Below are 19488 nucleotides of genomic sequence, written 5' to 3'. Positions count from 1 at the left end.
GCTATGCTGCGGCGCATGGACATAGTGATCCCCCTCTTCGACGACTTCGAGCCGCTCGACGCGATCGGTCCCTACGAGATCCTCGCGTACGTGCCCGGCGCCACCGTGCGGTTCGTCACCGACGAACCCGGCCCGGTCCAGGACACGCTGGGCTCCCTTCCGGTCCACGTCGCGACCAGGTACTCCGAGGTGGAACACTGCGACGTCCTGCTCATCCCGGGCGGGGGCAGCTTCAAGACCATGATGAACGACCCCGCCTTCCTCGACTGGGTGCGCCGGATCCACACCCGCACCCGCTTCACCACCTCGGTCTGCACCGGCACCCTGGTGCTCGCCGCGGCCGGCCTCCTGGACGGCCTGACCGCCACCACCCACTGGGACGCGGCCGCACACCTCGAGACGTACGGCGCCGAGTACACCCCCGAGCGCGTGGTGCGGCACGACCGCGTGATCACCTCGGCCGGCGTCTCCTCCGGCATCGACATGGCCATCCAGCTGGCGGCGCTGCTCACCGACGAGGTGACCGCGCAGGCGATCCAGCTCTACACCGAGTACGACCCGCGACCGCCCTTCGACACCGGCTCGGTGGCCAAAGCCCCGGCCGAGGTCCTCGCACGGGCCCGCACCCTGCGCTAGCCGGACCGCCCGCGCCGCACCGTCACCGCGGGCGCTCGCGTCAGCCGGGCCAGGTGCCGGTCAGGCGCCGCATGGCGGTGGCGCCCGCGCGGTCCACGGCGGCCTTGGCCACCGCGAAGATCGCGCCCTGCAAGGCTGAGGCGAGCAGCACCTCGCTCCAGTCGCGGTGCTCGTCGGTGGCGTCCGGGGCGTCCTCGTCGCGGCCGACGACCTTCCACGCCTGCTTGAACAGCGCTCCGGCGACCATGCCGCTGACCGCGCCGAGGGCGAGACCGACCGGCTTGTAGGCGATCTTCGAGGCCTTCACGCGCTCATCCGTTCCGCCGCCGGTACGCCCACCACACCAGGACGGCCGCACCACCGGCCGCCAGCAGCGCGGTGCGGTGGTCGCGGGCCATCCGCGCGCCTTCGGCGGTCTTCTCGCGCACCGGCTCGGGAGCCTTCTCCTCCCACGCGCGTCCGGTCCTGGCCGCCTGGACGCGGGCCTGCTCGGCGGCTTGGGCGGCCTTGTCCTTGACGGGGTCGGGCAGCTTGTCCTGGGCCCGGGACGCGGCGTCGACGGCCTTGGTCCGCAGCTCCCTCGCCTTCACCGCGGCCTGCTCCTTGAGTTCGCCGGCCTTGGCCGCGGCCTGGTCCTTGACCTCGGTGGCCTTGTCGTGGGCGCGGGCCTTGACATCCGCCTTGGCCGCGAGCGCCTCCACCGTCCCGGCGAGCTGGTGGCGGGTCTGCTCGACCTGGTCGCGCAGCTCCTGCGGCGTCGGGGCCGGCTCGTCCTCGTGTGACTGGGTCATCGGTGCGCACTCTCCTTGATCTCGGCCACGTCGGCCTTCACGTTCTCGATGGTCTTCTCCGGTACCGGTGGCGCGGCCCGGGAGACCTCCTTCTTCCCCGTCATCGCCATCACACCCGCGACGACGCCGAGCACCCCGGTCACGATGAGGGCCGCGGCCCACACCGGCAGCGGCACCGCGAGCGCCGCGATCGCGGTGGCCACCAAGGCCTCGAGCATCAGGAACCCGACGAGGCCCGCGCCGCCGAAGAGGCCGCCGCCCTTGCCGTACCGCTTGCCCTTCTCCTTCATCTCCGCCTGGGCCAGGCGGAGTTCGCCCCGCACCAGCTCGGTCAGCTGTTGTGACGCGCGCTGCACCAGTTCGCCCACCGGTTCCGATCCCGGCGTGTGCGGGGCTGGTCCGCTGTGAGGCCGCGCACTCGACACAGCGATCACCTCCTGTCTGGAACTACCTTCCGGCCCGGGGCGCCGCGGCGTCCGGCCGCCCGGTTGGTGCGGGTACCCCGAACAGGCCGGATGCTGCCTACGAGATCCGGCGAAAGGGCGTGCGGGGGCCGATCAGGCGGCGTCCCTGCGCGCGCGCCGCTCGGCGTGCCGGCGGCGCCGGGGGGACTCGGCGCTGCTGTGCACAAGACGCAGGTGCCGGCCCCGCGCGTGGCGGGCCCTCGGCGAGCCGTCGAACAATCGCCCCTCAAGGCGATCCATGGCGTACAGCAGCACTGCCAGGCCCGGCAACAGCAGAATGGCGACGGCGATCACCACGTGGATCCCTCCCAGCCAGCGTCACGACTTCGGGTTCCCGTGGCACTGCCCGGCACCGGCCGACGCGTGTGAAGTTCTGGTGACCATCGGGCGCCCGAACCGTGGGCGCGAGGACCGTGCTCACCAGGGCCCCGCCCCGAGGTGCCGTCCGGTCTGCCCCGCACGGTGCCCTGACGGCCCTGCCTGTCCAGGGGGCGGGCGGCTACAAAAGTCGCAGGAGAGCGCTGTGCAGGAAGGGGTCCCGTGCGGGCACAGGAAGAACGTCCCGGAGACAAGTCCGCCGGCGCAGGAGGGGCGCGCCGCCCGGCGGCGGCCGCCCGTGGAGGGCCGGCGCGCGGGCCGATGCATCCCTCGCACGTCATGACGTTGCAGCGCCTGGCGGGCAACAGAGCTGTCGCACGCCTGCTGAAGGAGGAGCAGCACGCCCACGGGCCCGGATGCGGTCACGGAGGCGCGAAGGACGTTCCGACTGATGCCCTGTCGCTGATCAACGAGGCCATCAACTCCCCGACCAGCTCGATCCCGACCCCGTTGTACGCGCGGGCGGAGTCGTTCTACCAGAACGACTTCTCCGCCGCCCAGTTCCACGACGGCCCGGTGGCGCAGCGCGCCATCGAGGCGATGGGGGCCCGGGCCATGACGATCGGCGCCCATGTCTTCCTGCCACCGGGAGGGACCCGGGATCTGTCGCTCATCGGGCACGAGTTCAGCCACCTCGACAAGAACTTCAGGGGGGTGCCCGTGACGGGCACCGACCAGGGCGCGGGGATGCCGGTCACCGACCCACGCCAGTCCTCCGAACGGACGGCGGACATCGACGGTGACGCCTTCGAGGCGGGCCTGGAAACCGCCCCCTCCGTGACCGTGCAGAGAGCGGTGGTGGACGGGACGGAGCACACGGACCCGCACACGCGCCACCCGGGCCCCTCCGTCCCGCCGAACGCCGCCACGGTGCAGCGCGCGGCGCAGGACGATCTCATGGACCTCGACAGCGAGGAGGAGTTCGGCGATTCGGACCTGGAGGAGCTGGCCGGCCTCACGGACGCCGCCGCGCTGGCCTCCATCCGGAAAATGACGCCACTCGAACGAGGCAAGGAATTCAAGGCCGCGCTGCGTGCCCAATTCATCGCGTCCGGCAAATGGGCCGTTCGCTCCGGATCGGACGGCGAGTTCCAAGCGCGGACCATCGTCCAAGGACAGTCACCCCCCAAGGACTTCGAGGACCAGCCGGAGGCCCAGCGGCTTCGCTGGATCGCCACCGTCACCAAGCAGTACCTGCTGACACAGAAGCGCGAGCCGGAAAGGAGTGAATGCTTCAACCCCGTGGAAGTGCAGGCCGCGATCGACAAGAACGGCAATCTCGTCATCGCGGCCAACGACATGGCCTCGAACGCCCACTTGGCCTGGTTGCAGGGGCGCGGGATCCGGGACCTGCTGGGATACATGATCGCCACGGCGAAGCGCCCGGATCCGAAGCCGGACGCGGCGCAGGACGAGAAGGACAGGGGCGAGAGGATCAACGCGCACTTCGAGTCGGCGGACCGCATGCACAAGGAGGAGACGCTGGGGCAGGGGGGAGGCTCCGGCGGGTCCGGCGGCGGGATCGTCATCGCGCGCCAGGGCAACGAAGGACTGCACGCGGAGCTGCGCATCCTCGCGCACAACGGCGGCGTGACCCCCGAGCACCTCAGCGGCACGAAGCGGCCGTGCGCCACCTGCTTCACCAAGCTCTACCCGAACGGCTCTCCCAAGGATGCGGGGGGCAGGGACCGGGTGCGCCCCGGGGCGTTCTACTCCGAGTACTTCGCCAACAAGACGGTCGGTGAGTACAAGGACAGCGTCGACGTGTCGCCGAGAGAGCGAGCGGCGTCTCTCTTCGCGTTGATAGACGGACAGATCGAGCAGACCTATGTGACCCTCACCAAGGACGGCAACGTCCTTGCCGGGTACGGCTCGGAATCGGATCGCGAGGACTGACCCGGGCGGCGGCCCCGGCGGCGGAGGCCTCCAGGGCTTCGGTGAGCGGCCCCCGCGCCTCGGCCGCACCGCGACGACGCCGCAGCCGTGCGGCCGAGGCTCGGCAGAGCGCGCGTCGACACCGAAGGGACCCAGGTCGACGACCCGCGCGGCCAGGAGCGACGGGCCTGGACCTGACGCCCGTACGGACGCCGCTGACAGGGGGCGGGACGGCCTCCGGATGCGCGCCGCCCAGATCGCCCATAGCGTGACAAACACCCCCCCAACCCCATCAGAGGAGTGATCATGGGCGTGGACAAGGCCAAGGGCAAGGCCAAGGAAATGGTCGGCAAGGTCACCGGCAACGACCGCATGCAGACCGAGGGCAAGACCGACCAGGCCAAGGCCAAGATGCGGGAGGCCGCGGACGAGGCACGCGAGAGGGCCCAGGGCGTCCGGGACTCCCTGCGCGACCGCGACGACCGCTGACCACGCGCCGCGGAGCCGCCCCGCCCTCGTGGCGGGGCGGCTCCCGTGATTCTCCTGACCACACCGCCGTGCATGGTGGCCTGGACCCCGGGCATACGGGTCGCTGTGTGACCCAGGCAAGTCCGGTGACTAGGGAGGTTCTCCATGCTCATGGCCCACCCCGCGATTCTGCGCAACCTCGTCGAGCAGTACGAGACGCTGCGGATCCTGCACGCCCAGGACGGCAGCCCGCAGGTCCGCCAGCGCATGGACGACGTCGCGTACACGCTGTGCGTCTCCACCGGCACCCGTGACGTCGACGCGGCCCTCATCGCGGCCCGCCACCGGCTGCCGGGCGCCCGCCCCGAGGACGACTCCCTGCTCACCGCCTGACTCCCGGGCGGCGGACTTACCGGCCCCGGAGCCCCGGGGGTCCCGCAAGAGACCTGTGTGAGAAGACGCGTGCTGGCGACTCGTGCGGGACAGGGTTGGGGCAACAGCCCTGAGGCCCTTCGCCGCCCCGTGGCTGCGGTGGTGAAGGGCCGCGCCCGGCACCGGTCCGCCCTGGTCGGGCGGCATCCCCTCCACGTGGCGGCGCGTCAACCCGGCACTCGGGCCCGACCCCCGCCCGCGGCACCCGTCCCACGGGCCGAACGACGACGTCAGGCGCCGTGGAGATCCTCGGATAGTGGGATGAGCCCTCCGAACGGACAATGAGGGACGGCGAGCGACGCTAAGGTGTCGTTCTGGAAGATGGTCAGGCAGCGGCCACTTCGTGCTCCTCGCACGTCATCTGGAGAACAACGCACATGAGGCTGCCGCCCGCGCACCACACCCCCGCCACGACATCCACCGAGCCCCTCCGGCACGCGTCGCCCGACCGCGGCAGCGCGCCACGGGACTCGTACGCGGTGCTGGTCGTCGACGACCACCCGGACAACCTCTTCGCCATGGAGCAGGTCCTCATGCCCCTGGGGCGCCGCGTCCTGCGCGCCACCAGCGGAGAGCAGGCCCTGCGGACGGTGCTGCGCGACAACGTCGCCGTCGTGCTCCTGGACCTGCTCATGCCCGGCCTCGACGGCCTGGACGTGCTGGGCTATCTGCGCCGCCTCGACCAGACCCGGCAGCTACCCGTGATCTTGATCACCGGGGTGGGGCGCAGCGACGAACTGGCCGAGCGTGCCTTCCGCCTGGGAGCGGCCGGCTTCCTGATCAAACCGGTCAGCCCCTGGGCCCTGCGCACCCAAGTGGAAGCCCTCGCCACCCTCTACACGCGGATCCAGGAACATGAGGCCGGCTGACCGGCCGAGCCCGGATCGATCGGCGTCGGACAGGGGGTGTGCGGCCGTGCCGCGCCCTGGAGGGCCATCCGGCGAAGGTGTCCCGCTCCCCGACCGTATGCGGCGGGGAGCGGTAGACGGGCTCACTGCCGAACCCACGCAGGAGCGTAGTTGCCCGAGAGGCAAGCCGCTCGCACCGTGCGGGACTTCGTGACCGATTAGTCACACGCGCGGCGCGCGCGGCGCCGAAGTCCGCCTGGTCGAGGTCCATGGCGAGCACTCTTCTGGTCATACGAGGTGCCGCTGGCCGCGGTTCTCGATGTTGCGCCGCAGCCGGCGGATGACGCAGTCCCCGTGGCTCAGGACCGGCAGGCGCTCCAGGGTGTTGACGACGTTGTAGAAGGTCGGGAGCTGCTCCCACGACGACCTCACGAAGCGGACGCGGCCCACCGCCGTCGCCTGCCGCACGATGTCCACGCCGCCGACCGCGGGCGTGAGCACCGCGCCCATGCGGTCGGGGCCCGACCCGGCGTCCACGCCAGGGACGTATCCGAAGTTGAGTACGCCGTCCTGCGGGGCCGCGGGCTCGGGCCGCACCTCGGTGATCCGCTCGAACGTGAGCTGCGCGAAGGTGTGGCCGTCCCAGGACGCCGCGCAGCGGTGCGCGTCCCGCCCCTCGGGCCGGGAGGCCAGGTCGGCGAAGAGCTTGGCGTAGCCGAGTTCCTCCCTGCCCGTGATGATCGGGTCGGCCATGTTCTCCCAGACGACGGCGACGAAGGCACCCGTCACCCGGTCCTCGCGGCCTTCGAAGCGGACCGGGAGCTTGACCGCGAAGGTGTCGTAGCCGCGCCCGGCCAGCCAGGGCACATCGGTCAGCTCGGTGTACTCCACCGTCACGACGGGCTCGCCGTGCGGCGCGAAGCGGGGCGGAAGCAGCTCGGCGATGGCCTCGGCCGCCGTGGTGAAGCGGAGCGCGTACGACGTGACGGTGGCTTCGCCGCCCCTGGGCCCGCAGCCGGGGAGCACCTGGCGGGGGCCGGGCAGCGGTCCGAAGGCGACCGGCATGCGATAGGTGTAGTCGGGATCGAACTTCATCGCTCCGCCCCCTCAAGTGGACCGGCGACCGTGTCGCGCGCCGTCGGCCTCTTCCGCGACCGGCCCTCGAACCGGCCCTTGAGCAGCAGCGCCAGCAGGCTGATCACCACACCGACGACGACCACCGACCCCAACGCGGCACGCAGCCCCAGCAGGTCCGCCAGGACCCCGACGAGGACCGGCCCCACGAGGAAGCTCGCGTAACCGGCGATCGCCACGGTGGAACTCACCTCCCCGACCCGCTCGGGCCGCAGGTCCCCCGCCACGGAGAAACCGATCGGCGCGATGCCGGACAGCAGGATCCCGACGACGAAGAGCGCGGCCACCGCCTGCACCGGGCCCGGCGCGAGCAGCGACCACACCATGGCGGCCGCCAGCAGGAGCCCGCACGCGGCGATCGTCGCGAGGCGGTCGAAACGGCGCAGCGCGGCGGACGTCAGGACGCGGCCGACCCCCATCGCGCCGTGGAAGCTCGCGAGGCCGAACGAGCTGATGATCGCCAGATCGCTCACGGTGTCCCGGACGAACATCGCGGACCAGTTCTCCAGGATGCCCGAGCCGAGGAACGAGACCCCGACGATGCCGGCGACCAGGAGGACGTCGGCCCCGAGCAGGACGCGCCGGCCCGTGGGCCCGGCCTCGGGCGCGGCCGACGACCTCGCCTCGGGCAGGGCACGCCAGCGCGCCATCCACCACACGAAGAGAGCGAGGGCGACCGCGACGCCGAAGTAGCCGACGCGGAATCCGAGCGGACGGTAGAGGCCGAAGGACAGCGCCCCCGCCGCGGCGGACAGACTGAACGCCCCGTGCATGAAGGCGAGGACCTGCCGGCCCGACCGCTGCTCGATGGCGATCGCCACCGCGTTGATCGCGACGTCGAAGGACCCCTGGCAGCCGAGCAGGACGAGGACCAGCGGCACGAGCACCACGTACGACCCCGTGAACCCCACGCCCACGAGCGCGGCCGCCATGCCGGCCGCCCCCGCCATGAGCAGCCCCTTGGCGCCGAACCTGGCGATGAGCCGGCCGCCCATGAACATGGCGGGCAGCGCCCCGGCGAACCCGACGGTGAGACACACGCCCAGCTCCAGCGGGGATATGTCCAGGGCGCGCACGAGATCGGGGAGCGACGCCTGCCAACTGCCGAGCGTGAAGCCGAACATGCAGAACAAGGCCGCGCACAGGCGGATCATCCTGGTCTCCTTCTCACCCGTCCGAGGTGTCCCACCAGCCCAAGGAGGCCGAAAGGCCGGCCGACATGCTCGTCGCGAAGTCGATGACGCTGCCCTTGACGATCCCGCCGCCGTCGTCCGCCGCCCGCAACAGCGCGCCCGCCATCTCCCGCGCCCGCAGCGGAGCGAAGCCGAACGTCTTGGGCTGGTCCCGCAGGAGGTGACGCATCGGCGGGATGTCGTGCCACGCGATGCTCACGTCCTCGTGACCGAACGCGAGCGCCTCGATGAGCGTGAGCGGACCCGCCTCGAAACGGGAGGCGAACACGCAGATCTCCAGGGCGGGGCTCGCCAGGATCCGGAACGGCAGCAGCGGCTCGAAGTGCTCGACGAAGGTGTAGCTGCCCGGCGGCAGCTCCCGCAGCAGCTCGCGCAGCGACGCCACGTACTCAAACGCCGCGACCTCCTGGGGCGCGAGCAGCACCAGGTGCCAGTCCTCGGCGTCCTCGCGCTCGCGCAGGAAGGCGGCGAACGCGGGAATCACCACGTCGAAGCCCTTCTGCGGCACGCACCGCCCCCAGGAGAACACGAGCCGCTTGCCACCCGGCACCGGCCCCAGGCCAGGCGCGGCGGCGGGCTCCGCCAGTGCGCCGAACCGGCGCGAGCGCATGTAGACGGCGTTCTGGAACGGGACCAGGTCCTGCTCGCGCCGGTCGTACTCGGTGAGCAGCACGTCGCGGTAGTAGGTGCCGACGAAGCCGATCCTGTCCCGGGTCGCGGCCCGCATCAGGGCGAAACCCTCGTCCTCGTACGACGTCCTGTTACGCGAGTTGGCGTCGAGGAAGACACGGCCGAGGGTGTGCGTCATGTAGATCAACTGCACATTGGGCCACGCCGCCAGATGGGACCTGAGCGTGGCGAACATCGTGCCGTGCGCGAGGACGGTCACCCGGCCGCGGACCTCGGCGAGCCGGCGGATCTCCGCCGCCGCGCTGTGGCACATCGAGCGCCAGCGGTCGACGTCGTCGAGCGACCAGACGCTCTTGAGGCAGGAGTTGTCCTCCACGTCGAACCACCGGAAGTCCCCGCGGTACCTGCCGCAGGCGGTGGCGACGTCGGCCACGATGTCGCTCGCGTAGTCGCCGGACGCCGGATCGAGGTGCGGGCTCAGGGCGTGCAGCGACCAGTCGTCGTGCCGCAGCTCCGGGGTCGAGGCCACGATCTCGTCGATCGCCTCGAAGAACCAGTGGACGACACAGCCGATGCCGCACTTGAGCGAGGACAGGCCGTCGATGGAGACGACGACGAGCGCGGCCCGGGGCACCTCCTCCGCGCCGCCGTGCGCCGGACCGCCTCCGGCCGGTGCCTCGATCAGGCTCGGCCCGTCGTGCGCCCGTACCGCCATAACCGCCTCCGTCTCCTGAGGGCGCTCGCGCCCGTCAGCTCATCCAGTTGCCGCCGTCGACGTTGAGGGTCTGGGCGACGACGTAGTCCGCGTGGTGCGAGGCAAGGAACACGCCGGCGCCCACGAGGTCCTCGGCCTGCCCGATGCGTCCGAACGGCACGGCCTCGCCGACCAGCCGCTTCTTCTCGCCGAGCGGCCTGTTCTCGTACTTGGCGAACAGCGCGTCGACGTTGTCCCAGGAGGTGTCGACGACGCCCGGCGATATGCCGTTGACGTTGATGCCGTGCCGGATCAGCGCGAGGCCCGCCGACTGCGTGAGGCTGATGACCGCGGCCTTGCTCGCGCAGTACACCGCCACGAGCGGCTCGCCCCTGCGCCCGGCCTGGGACGCGATGTTGATGACCTTTCCGCGTACGCCGCGGTCGACCATGTCCTTGGCGACCGCCTGGAGGGTGAAGAGCAGGCCCTTCACGTTGATGTCGAAGACCCGGTCGTACTCGGCCTCGGTGATCTCCAGGAGCGGCTGCATGTCGAAGACGCCCGCGTTGTTGACGAGGATGTCGATCCGGCCGAAGCGGGCGCCGACCCGCTCCACCATGGCGCGCGCCGACGCCGTGTCCGCGACGTCGCAGGGGAACGCCGCGGCCCGCTCGCCCAGCTCCGCCGCGGTCTTCTCGGCCGCCGCCGCGTCGACATCCGCGACGGCGACGAGCGCGCCTTCCTCGACGTACCGCCGCGCGATCGCCTTGCCGATGCCTCGGGCCGCGCCGGTGACGACCGCCACCTTGTCGTTGAGGACCTTGCTTTCCACGACACACCTCCATGGGTTCAGTACTCGGGAAGTAAGGCCCCGTCCGGGTGCTGCGGGCCGAAGCAGTAGTCCATGTCGCGCTCCCCGAGGGGCGCGCCGTCCTCGTCGGGAAGGCCGGTCAGCTCGACCTGGCCCAGGGCCGCCCGGGCGATCGTGTCCGCGTCGCGGAAGAACTCGCCCCAGGGCCCGGGACGGCCGATGCCGACCTGCATGAACCAGCGCGTGGACTCCGTCGGGATGCCGAGCACGTACATCCGGCGCTCCACCGAGCCGTCGGCGGCGATGGGGTGGTAGGGCGCTGTGGTGACGTCGACGCCGCCCGTGCGGAACGACGGATCGCCCGCGCACACGTGCGGCCGCCAGGCACCGCTGGCCCGCTGCTTCTCGGCCAGCGGGCCCGCGTCGCCGTCGAGGCCGGGCTGCCGGACACGGGCGTCGATGACGTCCGAGCAGAAGACGCTGTAGTCGGCGACCAGCGGCGAATGGCCGACGAACCCGTCGTCGTGGGCCGTGAACCGGGCCTGGGGCCCGAGGACTTCGAGCAGACCGCCGCGCATCAGCGCGATGAGCTGGCAGGACCGGACGGCGGACGGTCCCGTCGAGAGGAAGGCGAGCATCGGGCCGACACACTCCACGAAGTCCTTGTGGGAGGCGGCCGTCAGCCCGCCGAAGTCCACGGCGGCCCGCACCGTCGGCCGTACGTCCCGGATAACCTCCATGGCGGCCTTCAGGGCGCCGTCGACCTCACCGAGCCGCGCCTGTTCCACGTCGTCCGCGAGGAGCCGCCCCAGCTCGTCGCGGAACTCGCCCTGGCCGGCGAAGGCGCGTCCCGTGAAGGGGTGGGCGAGGTCCTCCAGGGACAGGGACTCGTCGCAGCCGAGGCCGGCCGCGGCCTGCCGGAGCCGGGGCAACACCTCGGGACCGGCGGACTCCAGGCCTGCCAGGTGCCGCTCCAGGTCCGCGAAGGCGTCCGGGCCGAGGCGCCGCCGCCAGAAGGCGAGGTTCACCTCGGCCTCCAGCCAGGGCACGACGTCCGCACGGAAGTCGAGCGGCCCCGCGGCCCGCAGGCGGGCGATCCGCTCGGGCGTGAAGAGGCGGGGCACGTACCTGAAGTCGAACGGCCGCTGCGCGGCCCCGCGCGCCGGGATGGGCAGGGCGCTCCGCGACCCGGCCACGATGAGGTCGGGCTCGTCCCCGCTCGGCAGGTACACGCAGTCACGCCCCCGCCCGACGAAGCGGCCGCCGCGCCCGACCGTCAGCATGGCGACGACGTCGTGGAAGCTGAGGCCGAGCCCGCGGATGCCGATCACGCTGCCGGGGAGCACCCCCAGGCGCCCGGTGCCGTCCGAGGAACGTGCGGGCGCGCGGCGCCGCTGCCGTGCCACCGCGGTGCGTCCCGCGGGCGCGGGCCGGTCGGGCTGCTCGCGCGGATGGCCGCTGCACACGGCGACCTGGTCGCAGGTGAGCCGCCGGTCCCCGACGCGGAGTGCGAACCGCCCGTCGTGCTCCTCGATGGCGCTGACGAGGCCGGGAACACGCACCAGGCGCACATCGGGCGGCAGGTTCGTCTCCACCACGTCGAGGACGAAGCGCAGGTAGCGCCCGTAGAGGCTGCGGGGCGCGTACGCGTCGGGCCCGGGGTAGCGGGCGTCCACGCGCTGCCACCACTGGGCGAACGTCGGCCCGGCGCCGGGGCGCCACGCGCCGTCGTCGGCGGGGCCGGAGAACATCGTGACCTCGCCGCAGCGGTTGTTCATCGACAGCCACCGCGGCTGGCCCGAGCGCCAGACCCGGCCGGAACCGACCTCGTCCGCGTCGATGGCGTAGATCGTGAGGGGGCGCGCGGGCCGCTTGCCGAGCAGCCGTGCTCCCAGGCGTTCGAGGATGGAGATGCCCCGCGGGCCGGTGCCCACCACGGCGACCGCGTAACCGCCGCCGGGGCCGGCCGGTGCGGGGGCCGGGCCGTCGGCCGGTGCGTGGTCGGTCGTGAACGGTGCCGGAACGGGATGCCGGTTGTGCACCGGCACGCGCACGCTGACTCCAGGCACCGGAATCCCCCCTCGGGAAAGTGAGCAGTCATCGGCCCGGTGGCGCGTTCAGCATTCTGGGCGGGCTCGGGGGCGGGCAAGGAAGCCCGTTTCACCGTGGCAACTCGCCGAAGTCGTGGTTCTCCGGCGAGCGCCCGGCGGCGGAGGGGAGGGATCCGGTCAGGACCTGTCGCCGCCCGAGCGGCCGAACAGCTCGATCTCGGCGATGGCCACCTGCTTCTTCGCGGACGCGGCGTGCGCCGACTCGATGGTGAAGCGGACCCGGGTGACCTCGCCGACGCGGAAGGACCGGCGCTGGCCGCCCGCACCCGGGTCCAGAGTGAGGTCGCGGGTCTCGGTCCCCCCGTCCTTCTTGGTGATGCTCGCCTTGACGCGGTGCGGCAGGGCCGACTTGCCGAGCTGGTCGGCGCGCGTCGACATGCCCGGCGTGATGATGACGTCCAGGAGGCGGGTCGGCCGGGTGAAGCTCACCTCGATCCACTCGCCCTGGCCCGACTCCGCGACCCCCGGGCCCCACCAGGTGTTGTTGAGCTTGTCGAAGGCCAGCTTCGGCCCGTGTCCCTCGAAGGAGCGCGAGGCGCGGATCCCGTCCGGCTCGACCGGGGCGCGCTTGGCGAAGTGGTCACGCGTGGCCGAGACGCCGTCGGGGATGTTCACCACGCCGAGGACGAGCAGGGGCAGGACGACGGCCGCGGTGATCCAGGTGCCGACGCGGTCGAACACGCGGCTCAGCCGGGGGCGGTCGCCCGCCCAGGGGGTCTCGTGCCCGCCGGGCCCGAAGAGGCGGCGCCACCAGGGCTGGTGCACGGGCGGGCCGTCGCCGCGCTCGCCGCGTTCGGTGAGCGGCATCGCGCAGCGGGCGCAGAAGTGGCGGTCGGGGTGGTTCGGCGTGGAGCACCAGGGGCAGGGCGCGCCGTGCCCCGTCCCTTGCCGCGGGCCGGGGACACGGACGCGGGGCCGTTCGGTGTCGGGCCGGCCCGGCAGGACAGGAGCCACGGAGGGCGAGGCCACGGCGGGCCTCGCCTCCGGCTCGGAGACGGGGACGACCAGGGAACGGGCCCGGTCGTTCAGGGCGTCGGCGGGGACCGGGCCGTGCGGGGCCGCGGCCGCCGGGGTGTTGGGGGTGGTGTCCGTCAGGTTCGGATCGCCGGGCGGGTAGGGCGCCGCTTGGCCGATGCCGCCTCCGGGGCCACTGCTGGAGGCGGAGGCGGAGGCGGAGGCCGGGCCGGGAGCGGCGCCGGACGCCGTCGGCGCCGCGCTGCGTGCCCCCGCCCGGTCCCAGCTCAGGACCGCACCGCAGGCATCGCAGAACGACTGCCCGGGTTCCACGCGGGAGTCGCACTCGGCGCAGTTCTGGGTGGTCATCGTTCGAAGGTCCTTTCAGCGGCCGCCACGGCGACGGTGTAGGGCATGTGTGCGGGACGGGCGGCGGCCACGAGCACGTCCAGGCGGTGGATGTCCGCCGGGGTGGGATCGGGCAGCCGAAGGGTGACGTGCAGATGGGGGCGGGGGCTGCCGGGCACGGGGCCGCGGGGGCGCGCGCTCCACGCGGCGCCCCCGCTCTCCGTGATCTCCGGCACCGTGCCGAAGGCGAGCCGGACCGCCTCCGACAGGCCGCGCAGCGTGCCCCGTACGCGGTGCAGGCTCGCGGCGGCCGCCACGGCGGCGCGCAGCCGGGCCTCGGGTTCGATGCCGTCGGTCTCCGCCCCGACCCAGGTGCCGAGCCACTGGGCGAAGTCGAGCGGCGTGAGCGCGGGGTCGAAGTACGAGTCCAGGCAGTCGAGGACGTTGAGGACGGGCGCCAGGACCTCGTCGAGGCCCGCGACGAAGCGCTGGGCGAGGTCGTCGTCGGCGAAGACCGCGGGCAGCATCGTGCCGATCGGCGCGGAGGAGCCGAGCCCGTCGACGGAGCCTCTCATCGGCGGCCTCCCGGGTACGCCGGACACGTCGCGCGCGTCATGGGGTGTCTCCGATCACGCGGACGCGGTGGTCGAAGGAGAACACCAGGGCGGACCGCTCCAGGTCGATGCGGTTGGTCGGCTCGCCGCGCTTGCCGGTCAGCGGGTCCGCGGGATGCAGGACGACCTCGTCGACCAGCTCGACGCCGGGCACCCGTTGCAGCACGGCGAAGACCTCCCCGGCCTGCACCGGTCGGCCGAAGGACCAGCCGCGGCCGTCCGCGCCCCCGCAGAGCGGGTCGAGGTGCTCGTACAGGGCGTCGTGGGCCGCGCGGCGCACCTGGTCGGTCTCCACCCCGCGAAAGGCGTGGACCGTGGCCACCACGGTGACGCCCTGGTAGTAGGGCGGGCCCACGGCCAGCCGGGTCCCGATGAGGCGGCGCTCGTCGAGATGGCGGGTGATGCGGTCGAGCAGCGCGTCGTCGGGCACGAGCTGCTCGAAGCGCAGCCGGCCGCCGGGGTCGGGCACCGCCTGCGGCACCACGAGGACGCGCACCGCGTACGCCCCGTGCGCGTCCGGGTCGCCCTCGAGACAGGTGATGCGGGCGGTCTCCGGGGCGGCGCGCCGGGCGAGTTCCTCGTAGTCGCGCAGCGTCACGGCGCGCTCCTGGGCGCGGAGCGTGATCGGCGCCCGGAGCTTGGCCTCCTCGACCGTCTCGCCGTCGACCCCGCCGCGCGCGGCCTCCGCGTTCACGACCTCGGTGACGTACGGGATGGAGGTGCGCAGGACGCGGATCGCGCCGCGGGCCACGTTGCCGGCCCGGCCGCCGCCGGTGCGGTAGCGGCGGGCCCGGATGACGGCTCCCTGGGGGGCGACGAGGCCGTACTGGCGCAGGGAGCCGTCGGGTTCGCGGACCGCGGGGCCGAAGGCGATGTCACCGGTGGCCGCGTCGAGGGTGATGTGCCGGTCGTCGGGCCGGGACTCGGCGAAGTGCGGTACGACCCGCCAGTCCTGCCAGGCGTCGTGTTCGGCGGTCTGGAGCAGCACCGGCGGGTCGTCGCCGACGACCGGCGCGTGGGCGAGCCGCAGCCGCTGCCCGGGAAGTCCGGTGGCCTCGCCGAGGGCCTCGTCGTTCACCGTCTCGGCGTGGACGACGCGGGTGGTGCCGCCGACCGTGCAGGCCTCGGCGGCGCGCACCGTCGGCGAGCTGGCGTAGAAGGGCTGGTCGGGCAGGGGTTCGGTGACGCGGCAGCGCAGCCAGCCGCCCTCGTGCCCTGCGTTGCGGGACAGGACGTGGCCGCCGGGCACGTGCAGGACGAGGTCGCCGGGCCGGTTGAGGCCGCCGGTGCCGTCGCGGTGGACCTCGCACGGCTGCCAGCCGTCCGCGGTCCACGCCTCCCACACGAGCGGCGGCTGACGGGGGTCGACACCGACGCCGTCGACCCGGCTGTCCAGTTCCAGCGCGACCGCGCAGTGCGGGACGGCCGACGTCAGACCGAACAGCAGGCAGTCCCCGGGGCGCGGCGCCTCGGTGAAGCACAGCACGTCGTTGCCCTCGGCGAGGTCGGCGCTCCGGTCGGCGACGGGCTCCCCGCGGCGCTGCACCACCAGGCGCGCGAGCGCGGAGGGGACGATGCGCAGCTCCCGCTCGGTGGCGAAGACGACCGCGTCCTCGTGCTCCGTGCGCAGGGTGGTCACCTCGGTGCCGACCGGCACCGCCACCGCCTCCTCCCGGGGCGCGGAGAGCCAGAACGTGACGTCCGTACGCGCTGCGGTCGGCGGGAAGAGCGTGATGCCGACGAGGTCGAGGAAGGCCAGGTGGTTCTTCTCCGGCACCCGGTTGAGGCGGTAGACGATCTGGTCGGCCATGTGCGCGACCGTCTCGACGAGGGTGACGCCGGGGTCGGAGACGTTGTGGTCGGTCCACTCCGGGGCGCGCTGCTGGATGTAGCGCTTGGCGTCGTCGACGAACTGCTGGAAGCGGCGGTCGTCGAGGTTGGGGGAGTGCAGGGGCATCAGCGGTCGCTTTCGGGGGAGCCGCCGGGGCCGTCGGACGTCTCCGCGGCCCTTGGCTCCTCGTGGGAGGGAATGACGTAGAAGGGGAAGACGAGGCTGCGCGGGTTGTTCGTGCCGCGGATCGCGTACCGGACGTCGATGTAGAGCACGCTCTGGTCGGCGCCCGGGCTGACCGTCACGTCCTGGACCTCGATGCGTGGCTCCCAGCGGTCCAGGCTCAGATGCACCTCGTGCTGGATGCGGCCCGCGGTCTGCTCGTTGACCGGGGCGAACACCAGGTCGTGGATGGCGCAGCCGAACTCCGGGCGCATCGGCCGCTCGCCCGGAGCGGTGGCGAGGACGAGCCGGATGGCCTCCTCGATCTCGCGCTCCCCGCTGACCAGGGCGATGCCTCCGGTGGGACCGATGCGCAGCGGGAACGCCCAGCCGGAGCCGACGAATTGTTCGGCCATCGATAGGTCACCGCTCTCTTCTGCCGCTCACGCGGTACGGGTTCGGGTGGGTCATCAGAACGGCAGCGGCTTCCCGTTGATGCGGAGGACGCCGGTCAACGCGAGGTTGGCGCCGGTCAGGCTCGTCATGGCCGCCGAGGTGAGCGACGCCGGGCCGACGGAGTTGATGGACGCCGCGCCCACCGCGCTGATGCTCACCGCGCCCGCCGCCTTGACGTTGAACAGCCCCGAGGTGACGCTGAACGCTCCGGTCGGCGCGTTCACGTTGACGGCGGCCGCGGCCCGCACGTCGAGCGTCCCGCCGCTCTGGATGGACACGTTGCGCTTGGCACTCAGGGTGAGGTCCGTGCCCGCCCTGACGGACACGGAGCGGCTGCCCTTGATGGTGACCGAGCCCTTGCTGTCCACGGTGATCTCGGTCTTGGCCCGGTCCAGGTGCACGGTCAGCTTGTCGTCGCCCGTGGCGACCCGCACGCCCCGGTGGCTGCCCACGCGCTGGCTGAGCAGGTCCACGCGGTTGCCGGTGCGGTCGGAGATGGTGTGACGGCTGGCCTGGTTGCGCGCCCCGGAGTACAGCGGGGCCTTGTTGCGCGTCGGCTTGTCCTTGCCGTTGTAGAGCCCGCCGATCACGAAGGGGTGGTCGAGCGCGCCCCGGTCGAAGCCGACGAGGACCTCGTCGCCCACGTCCAGCGGGAAGATCCCGCCGCCGCGCTTGCCGCCGAAGTGCACGCAGCGCGTCCAGTCGCTGACGTACGTGTCGTCGAGCCACGGGAACTTCAGCTTCACACGGGCCTGTTCGTCCTTCACGTCGACGTCCGTGACGATGGCGTTCGCCACGCCGGGAAGCCGCGGCTGGCTCTGCGTGCCGCCCGAGGTCAGCCCGTACAGGGAGCGCCACTGGCGGCCGCTGACGGTCACCCAGGACTCGTAGCGCTGCCCGTTGCCGAACACGTGCCGCACGGAGGTCGTCGTGTACTTGCCCTGGAAGGGCCAGCCGACGTCGGAGAGCGCCACGGGCACACCGGGGCGCAGCTCGGGGTTTCCGTGGACGACGACCTCAAGCTCGGAGAAGGAGGACGACACATCGTCGAAGAGGGCGTCGGCGGCCTGCTTGACCTCGGGCCGCTTGTCGTAGGGCATGGAGGTCCGCACGAGCTTGGTCTTCTTGAAGGCGGCCGCGGCCTTCCGCGGCGAGGTGCCGATGGAGAAGACGGGGCTGCTGGCGCGGCGCGACGTCTCCACGATCTCGCGCGCGGTGGCGACGTCGTAGCCGCGCACCTCCACCTCGGCCACCTGGTCGGCGGCGGTCACGGAGGTGCGCAGCCGCAGGATGTCGACCCCCGACTTCAGGACGAGAGGATCCTTGTCGCTCTTCGGCGAGGGCGCGGCCGACGAGGGCTTAGGCTTGACGAAGTTGAACTTCCCTTCGGCGTCGAGGGACATCACCATCTCGTTCTCGTCCGCGAGGCGGGCGATGAAGTCCCAGTCGGTGACGTTGGCCTGGCTGATGAACTCGTAGTTCGCGCCGGAGGACTCGATGGTGCCGACAGGCACGCCCGCGAGTCCGGCCAGCGTCCTGACGATCGAGGACGCGGTCTCGTTCGTGTACGCGACCACGCGGCGCCGCCGCAGGAAGCGGTGCCCGAGGTCGTAGCCGCGGATGACGGTGAAGGAACCGGTGCCGTCGTAGTCGGCCTCCAGGGCGGTGACCTCGCCGGTGAGCAGCGGGTTGCCGACTCCCTGCCCGTCGGCCACCGGGGTCAGCTCCACCGCGGTGCCGAACTGGACGTTCAGCTCCTTGAGGAGCAGCCGGTACGGGTCGCGGAAGGTGAGGCGGAACGCCGCGGGCGCCCCGGCCCCCTGGTCGACCCAGCCGTCGACGAACATCGGCTCGTACTTGGCGGGAAGCTCGTCGCCGCCGAGCTTCACCTTCATGATGCTGGAGAACGCGGTGTGGGCCATCAGCGGGTCACCTCCTGCACGGCGGGCAGCACGAGTTCGGTACCCGACGTGAGCACGGACGGGTCGTCGATCCCGTTGGCCTCGGCGATGGCCCGCCACACCGTCGCGTCGCCGTATTCGCGCCAGGCGAGGGACTGGAGCGAGTCACCGGCGACGACCCGGTGCACGCGCTGCGCGGTGAGTGCGCCGGAGGTCGGGTTCTGCCCCAGGGGGTCACCGGGGATCTCGTGCAGCCGCAGCTGGCAGGTGGCCCGGATCGGCACCCCCGAGGTGCCGAAGAGGGTGTACGAGGCATCGGCGGAGCTGACGTACGCCGTGAACCGGGCCGTGGCGAACGACCCCCACTGGAAGCGCACCCACGGTGGCGACGGCTGGTCGGCCTTCTTGCTCTTGGCGGTCACCACACAGCAGTCGAGCAGCGCCTCCACCTTCTTCAGGACCGTCTCGCTCGACGGCTTGTCGGACGAGTCGAGGAAGATCTCCACGCTCATCTCACGCGGCGACGCCCCCATGAACTCCGGCTTCGCGCCGTCCCGGTTGCTTGCCGCCGGGGTCACCGTCCAGGTGGCGCGGCGGCCGATGGTCAGCTGCGCCGGGTTGAAGTCGAAGTCGAAGGTTTTGATCAGGCCTCCCGGCAGGGCGCTGATGCCGATGGGGGGCTCGTGAATGGCGAGGCTGGCGCGCACCAGGCTCTGTCCTGTGTTCTTGCTCTTGGGCATGGGGGTCTCCCGCTCCT

General features: G+C 72.3%; 20 protein-coding genes. 5 read left to right on the top strand and 15 right to left on the bottom strand.

Going from position 1 to position 19488, the window contains the following annotated elements; genetic code table 11:
- Positions 1-15 precede the first annotated feature (15 nt).
- The gene (locus AC07GB_RS14565) at positions 16-636 is read left to right on the top strand and encodes a DJ-1/PfpI family protein (RefSeq protein ID WP_478845166.1); all 621 of its coding nucleotides are present in this window, start codon (positions 16-18) and stop codon (positions 634-636) included.
- Positions 637-676: 40 nt separating this feature from the next.
- On the opposite strand, the gene AC07GB_RS14560 is transcribed toward AC07GB_RS14565, so the two are convergent.
- The 4 genes from AC07GB_RS14560 to AC07GB_RS14545 all read right to left on the bottom strand — a co-directional run bounded on the left by AC07GB_RS14560 (position 677) and on the right by AC07GB_RS14545 (position 2188).
- Positions 677-943 carry a DUF4235 domain-containing protein gene (locus AC07GB_RS14560; RefSeq protein WP_478845164.1) on the bottom strand — a complete coding sequence of 89 codons (267 nt, stop codon included), beginning with the start codon at positions 941-943 and terminating at the stop codon, positions 677-679.
- Between the two features lie 4 nt (positions 944-947).
- Positions 948-1427: a DUF3618 domain-containing protein gene (locus tag AC07GB_RS14555; protein WP_478845162.1), complete on the bottom strand. Its 480-nt coding sequence runs from the start codon at positions 1425-1427 to the stop codon at positions 948-950.
- Positions 1424-1795, bottom strand: coding sequence for a phage holin family protein (locus AC07GB_RS14550; protein WP_478845161.1), 372 nt, complete (start codon positions 1793-1795; stop codon positions 1424-1426). The genes AC07GB_RS14555 and AC07GB_RS14550 overlap by 4 nt, the downstream gene beginning before the upstream one ends.
- Before the next feature lie 189 nt (positions 1796-1984).
- Positions 1985-2188, bottom strand: coding sequence for a hypothetical protein (locus AC07GB_RS14545; protein ID WP_478845159.1), 204 nt, complete (start codon positions 2186-2188; stop codon positions 1985-1987).
- A 360-nt stretch (positions 2189-2548) separates the two neighbouring features.
- Between AC07GB_RS14545 and AC07GB_RS14540 the strand changes: the two genes are divergently transcribed.
- The 4 genes from AC07GB_RS14540 to AC07GB_RS14525 all read left to right on the top strand — a co-directional run bounded on the left by AC07GB_RS14540 (position 2549) and on the right by AC07GB_RS14525 (position 5913).
- Positions 2549-4165, top strand: a complete 1617-nt coding sequence (locus AC07GB_RS14540) for an eCIS core domain-containing protein (RefSeq protein ID WP_478845157.1) — start codon at positions 2549-2551, stop codon at positions 4163-4165.
- Positions 4166-4450: 285 nt separating this feature from the next.
- On the top strand, positions 4451-4633 hold the full coding sequence (locus AC07GB_RS14535; protein WP_478845155.1) for a CsbD family protein: 183 nt from the start codon (positions 4451-4453) through the stop codon (positions 4631-4633).
- Between the two features lie 144 nt (positions 4634-4777).
- Positions 4778-5005 (top strand): DUF5133 domain-containing protein, encoded by a 228-nt coding sequence (locus AC07GB_RS14530; RefSeq protein ID WP_478845153.1) that lies wholly within the window; start codon positions 4778-4780, stop codon positions 5003-5005.
- A 416-nt stretch (positions 5006-5421) separates the two neighbouring features.
- A complete protein-coding gene (locus tag AC07GB_RS14525) occupies positions 5422-5913 on the top strand; it encodes a response regulator (RefSeq protein ID WP_478845151.1) in 492 nt (163 codons plus the stop codon).
- A 267-nt stretch (positions 5914-6180) separates the two neighbouring features.
- On the opposite strand, the gene AC07GB_RS14520 is transcribed toward AC07GB_RS14525, so the two are convergent.
- From AC07GB_RS14520 to AC07GB_RS14470, 11 genes are all read right to left on the bottom strand, one after another.
- A complete protein-coding gene (locus AC07GB_RS14520; RefSeq protein WP_478845149.1) occupies positions 6181-6987 on the bottom strand; it encodes an acetoacetate decarboxylase family protein in 807 nt (268 codons plus the stop codon).
- The gene (locus AC07GB_RS14515) at positions 6984-8180 is read right to left on the bottom strand and encodes an MFS transporter (protein WP_478845147.1); all 1197 of its coding nucleotides are present in this window, start codon (positions 8178-8180) and stop codon (positions 6984-6986) included. The genes AC07GB_RS14520 and AC07GB_RS14515 overlap by 4 nt, the downstream gene beginning before the upstream one ends.
- 13 nt (positions 8181-8193) lie before the next feature.
- Positions 8194-9564, bottom strand: coding sequence for a glycosyltransferase family protein (locus AC07GB_RS14510; RefSeq protein ID WP_478845145.1), 1371 nt, complete (start codon positions 9562-9564; stop codon positions 8194-8196).
- A 34-nt stretch (positions 9565-9598) separates the two neighbouring features.
- A complete protein-coding gene (locus AC07GB_RS14505) occupies positions 9599-10375 on the bottom strand; it encodes an L-iditol 2-dehydrogenase (RefSeq protein ID WP_478845143.1) in 777 nt (258 codons plus the stop codon).
- A 17-nt stretch (positions 10376-10392) separates the two neighbouring features.
- Entirely contained in the window at positions 10393-12423 is a 2031-nt protein-coding gene (locus AC07GB_RS14500; protein ID WP_478845141.1) for an FAD/NAD(P)-binding protein, read from the bottom strand.
- Positions 12424-12582: 159 nt separating this feature from the next.
- Positions 12583-13788 carry an NADase-type glycan-binding domain-containing protein gene (locus tag AC07GB_RS14495; RefSeq protein ID WP_478845139.1) on the bottom strand — a complete coding sequence of 402 codons (1206 nt, stop codon included), beginning with the start codon at positions 13786-13788 and terminating at the stop codon, positions 12583-12585.
- Positions 13785-14342, bottom strand: a complete 558-nt coding sequence (locus tag AC07GB_RS14490) for a phage tail protein (protein WP_478845137.1) — start codon at positions 14340-14342, stop codon at positions 13785-13787. Before AC07GB_RS14490 ends, AC07GB_RS14495 begins: the two co-directional genes overlap by 4 nt.
- A 37-nt stretch (positions 14343-14379) precedes the next feature.
- A complete protein-coding gene (locus tag AC07GB_RS14485; RefSeq protein WP_478845135.1) occupies positions 14380-16338 on the bottom strand; it encodes a putative baseplate assembly protein in 1959 nt (652 codons plus the stop codon).
- Positions 16338-16790: a GPW/gp25 family protein gene (locus AC07GB_RS14480; protein WP_478845133.1), complete on the bottom strand. Its 453-nt coding sequence runs from the start codon at positions 16788-16790 to the stop codon at positions 16338-16340. Before AC07GB_RS14480 ends, AC07GB_RS14485 begins: the two co-directional genes overlap by 1 nt.
- 54 nt (positions 16791-16844) lie before the next feature.
- Entirely contained in the window at positions 16845-18752 is a 1908-nt protein-coding gene (locus AC07GB_RS14475; RefSeq protein WP_478845131.1) for a VgrG-related protein, read from the bottom strand.
- On the bottom strand, positions 18752-19471 hold the full coding sequence (locus tag AC07GB_RS14470; protein ID WP_478845129.1) for a CIS tube protein: 720 nt from the start codon (positions 19469-19471) through the stop codon (positions 18752-18754). Before AC07GB_RS14470 ends, AC07GB_RS14475 begins: the two co-directional genes overlap by 1 nt.
- Positions 19472-19488 lie beyond the last annotated feature (17 nt).

This window comes from Streptomyces sp. NPDC045778 (genome assembly GCF_056431945.1).
The sequence above is the reverse complement of the archived record's forward strand: the minus strand, read 5'-3'. Positions and strand labels throughout refer to the sequence as shown.

What these genes read in the sequence shown, in the direction of transcription:
- AC07GB_RS14565 (WP_478845166.1), top strand. Translation starts at nt 16, where the DNA reads ATGGACATAGTGATCCCCCTCTTCGACGACTTCGAGCCGCTCGACGCG.
- AC07GB_RS14525 (WP_478845151.1), top strand. Translation starts at nt 5,422, where the DNA reads ATGAGGCTGCCGCCCGCGCACCACACCCCCGCCACGACATCCACCGAG.
- AC07GB_RS14540 (WP_478845157.1), top strand. Translation starts at nt 2,549, where the DNA reads ATGACGTTGCAGCGCCTGGCGGGCAACAGAGCTGTCGCACGCCTGCTG.
- AC07GB_RS14490 (WP_478845137.1), bottom strand. Translation starts at nt 14,342, where the DNA reads ATGAGAGGCTCCGTCGACGGGCTCGGCTCCTCCGCGCCGATCGGCACG.
- AC07GB_RS14470 (WP_478845129.1), bottom strand. Translation starts at nt 19,471, where the DNA reads ATGCCCAAGAGCAAGAACACAGGACAGAGCCTGGTGCGCGCCAGCCTC.
- AC07GB_RS14475 (WP_478845131.1), bottom strand. Translation starts at nt 18,752, where the DNA reads ATGGCCCACACCGCGTTCTCCAGCATCATGAAGGTGAAGCTCGGCGGC.
- AC07GB_RS14515 (WP_478845147.1), bottom strand. Translation starts at nt 8,180, where the DNA reads ATGATCCGCCTGTGCGCGGCCTTGTTCTGCATGTTCGGCTTCACGCTC.
- AC07GB_RS14520 (WP_478845149.1), bottom strand. Translation starts at nt 6,987, where the DNA reads ATGAAGTTCGATCCCGACTACACCTATCGCATGCCGGTCGCCTTCGGA.
- AC07GB_RS14535 (WP_478845155.1), top strand. Translation starts at nt 4,451, where the DNA reads ATGGGCGTGGACAAGGCCAAGGGCAAGGCCAAGGAAATGGTCGGCAAG.
- AC07GB_RS14495 (WP_478845139.1), bottom strand. Translation starts at nt 13,788, where the DNA reads ATGACCACCCAGAACTGCGCCGAGTGCGACTCCCGCGTGGAACCCGGG.
- AC07GB_RS14555 (WP_478845162.1), bottom strand. Translation starts at nt 1,427, where the DNA reads ATGACCCAGTCACACGAGGACGAGCCGGCCCCGACGCCGCAGGAGCTG.
- AC07GB_RS14530 (WP_478845153.1), top strand. Translation starts at nt 4,778, where the DNA reads ATGCTCATGGCCCACCCCGCGATTCTGCGCAACCTCGTCGAGCAGTAC.
- AC07GB_RS14485 (WP_478845135.1), bottom strand. Translation starts at nt 16,338, where the DNA reads ATGCCCCTGCACTCCCCCAACCTCGACGACCGCCGCTTCCAGCAGTTC.
- AC07GB_RS14480 (WP_478845133.1), bottom strand. Translation starts at nt 16,790, where the DNA reads ATGGCCGAACAATTCGTCGGCTCCGGCTGGGCGTTCCCGCTGCGCATC.
- AC07GB_RS14510 (WP_478845145.1), bottom strand. Translation starts at nt 9,564, where the DNA reads ATGGCGGTACGGGCGCACGACGGGCCGAGCCTGATCGAGGCACCGGCC.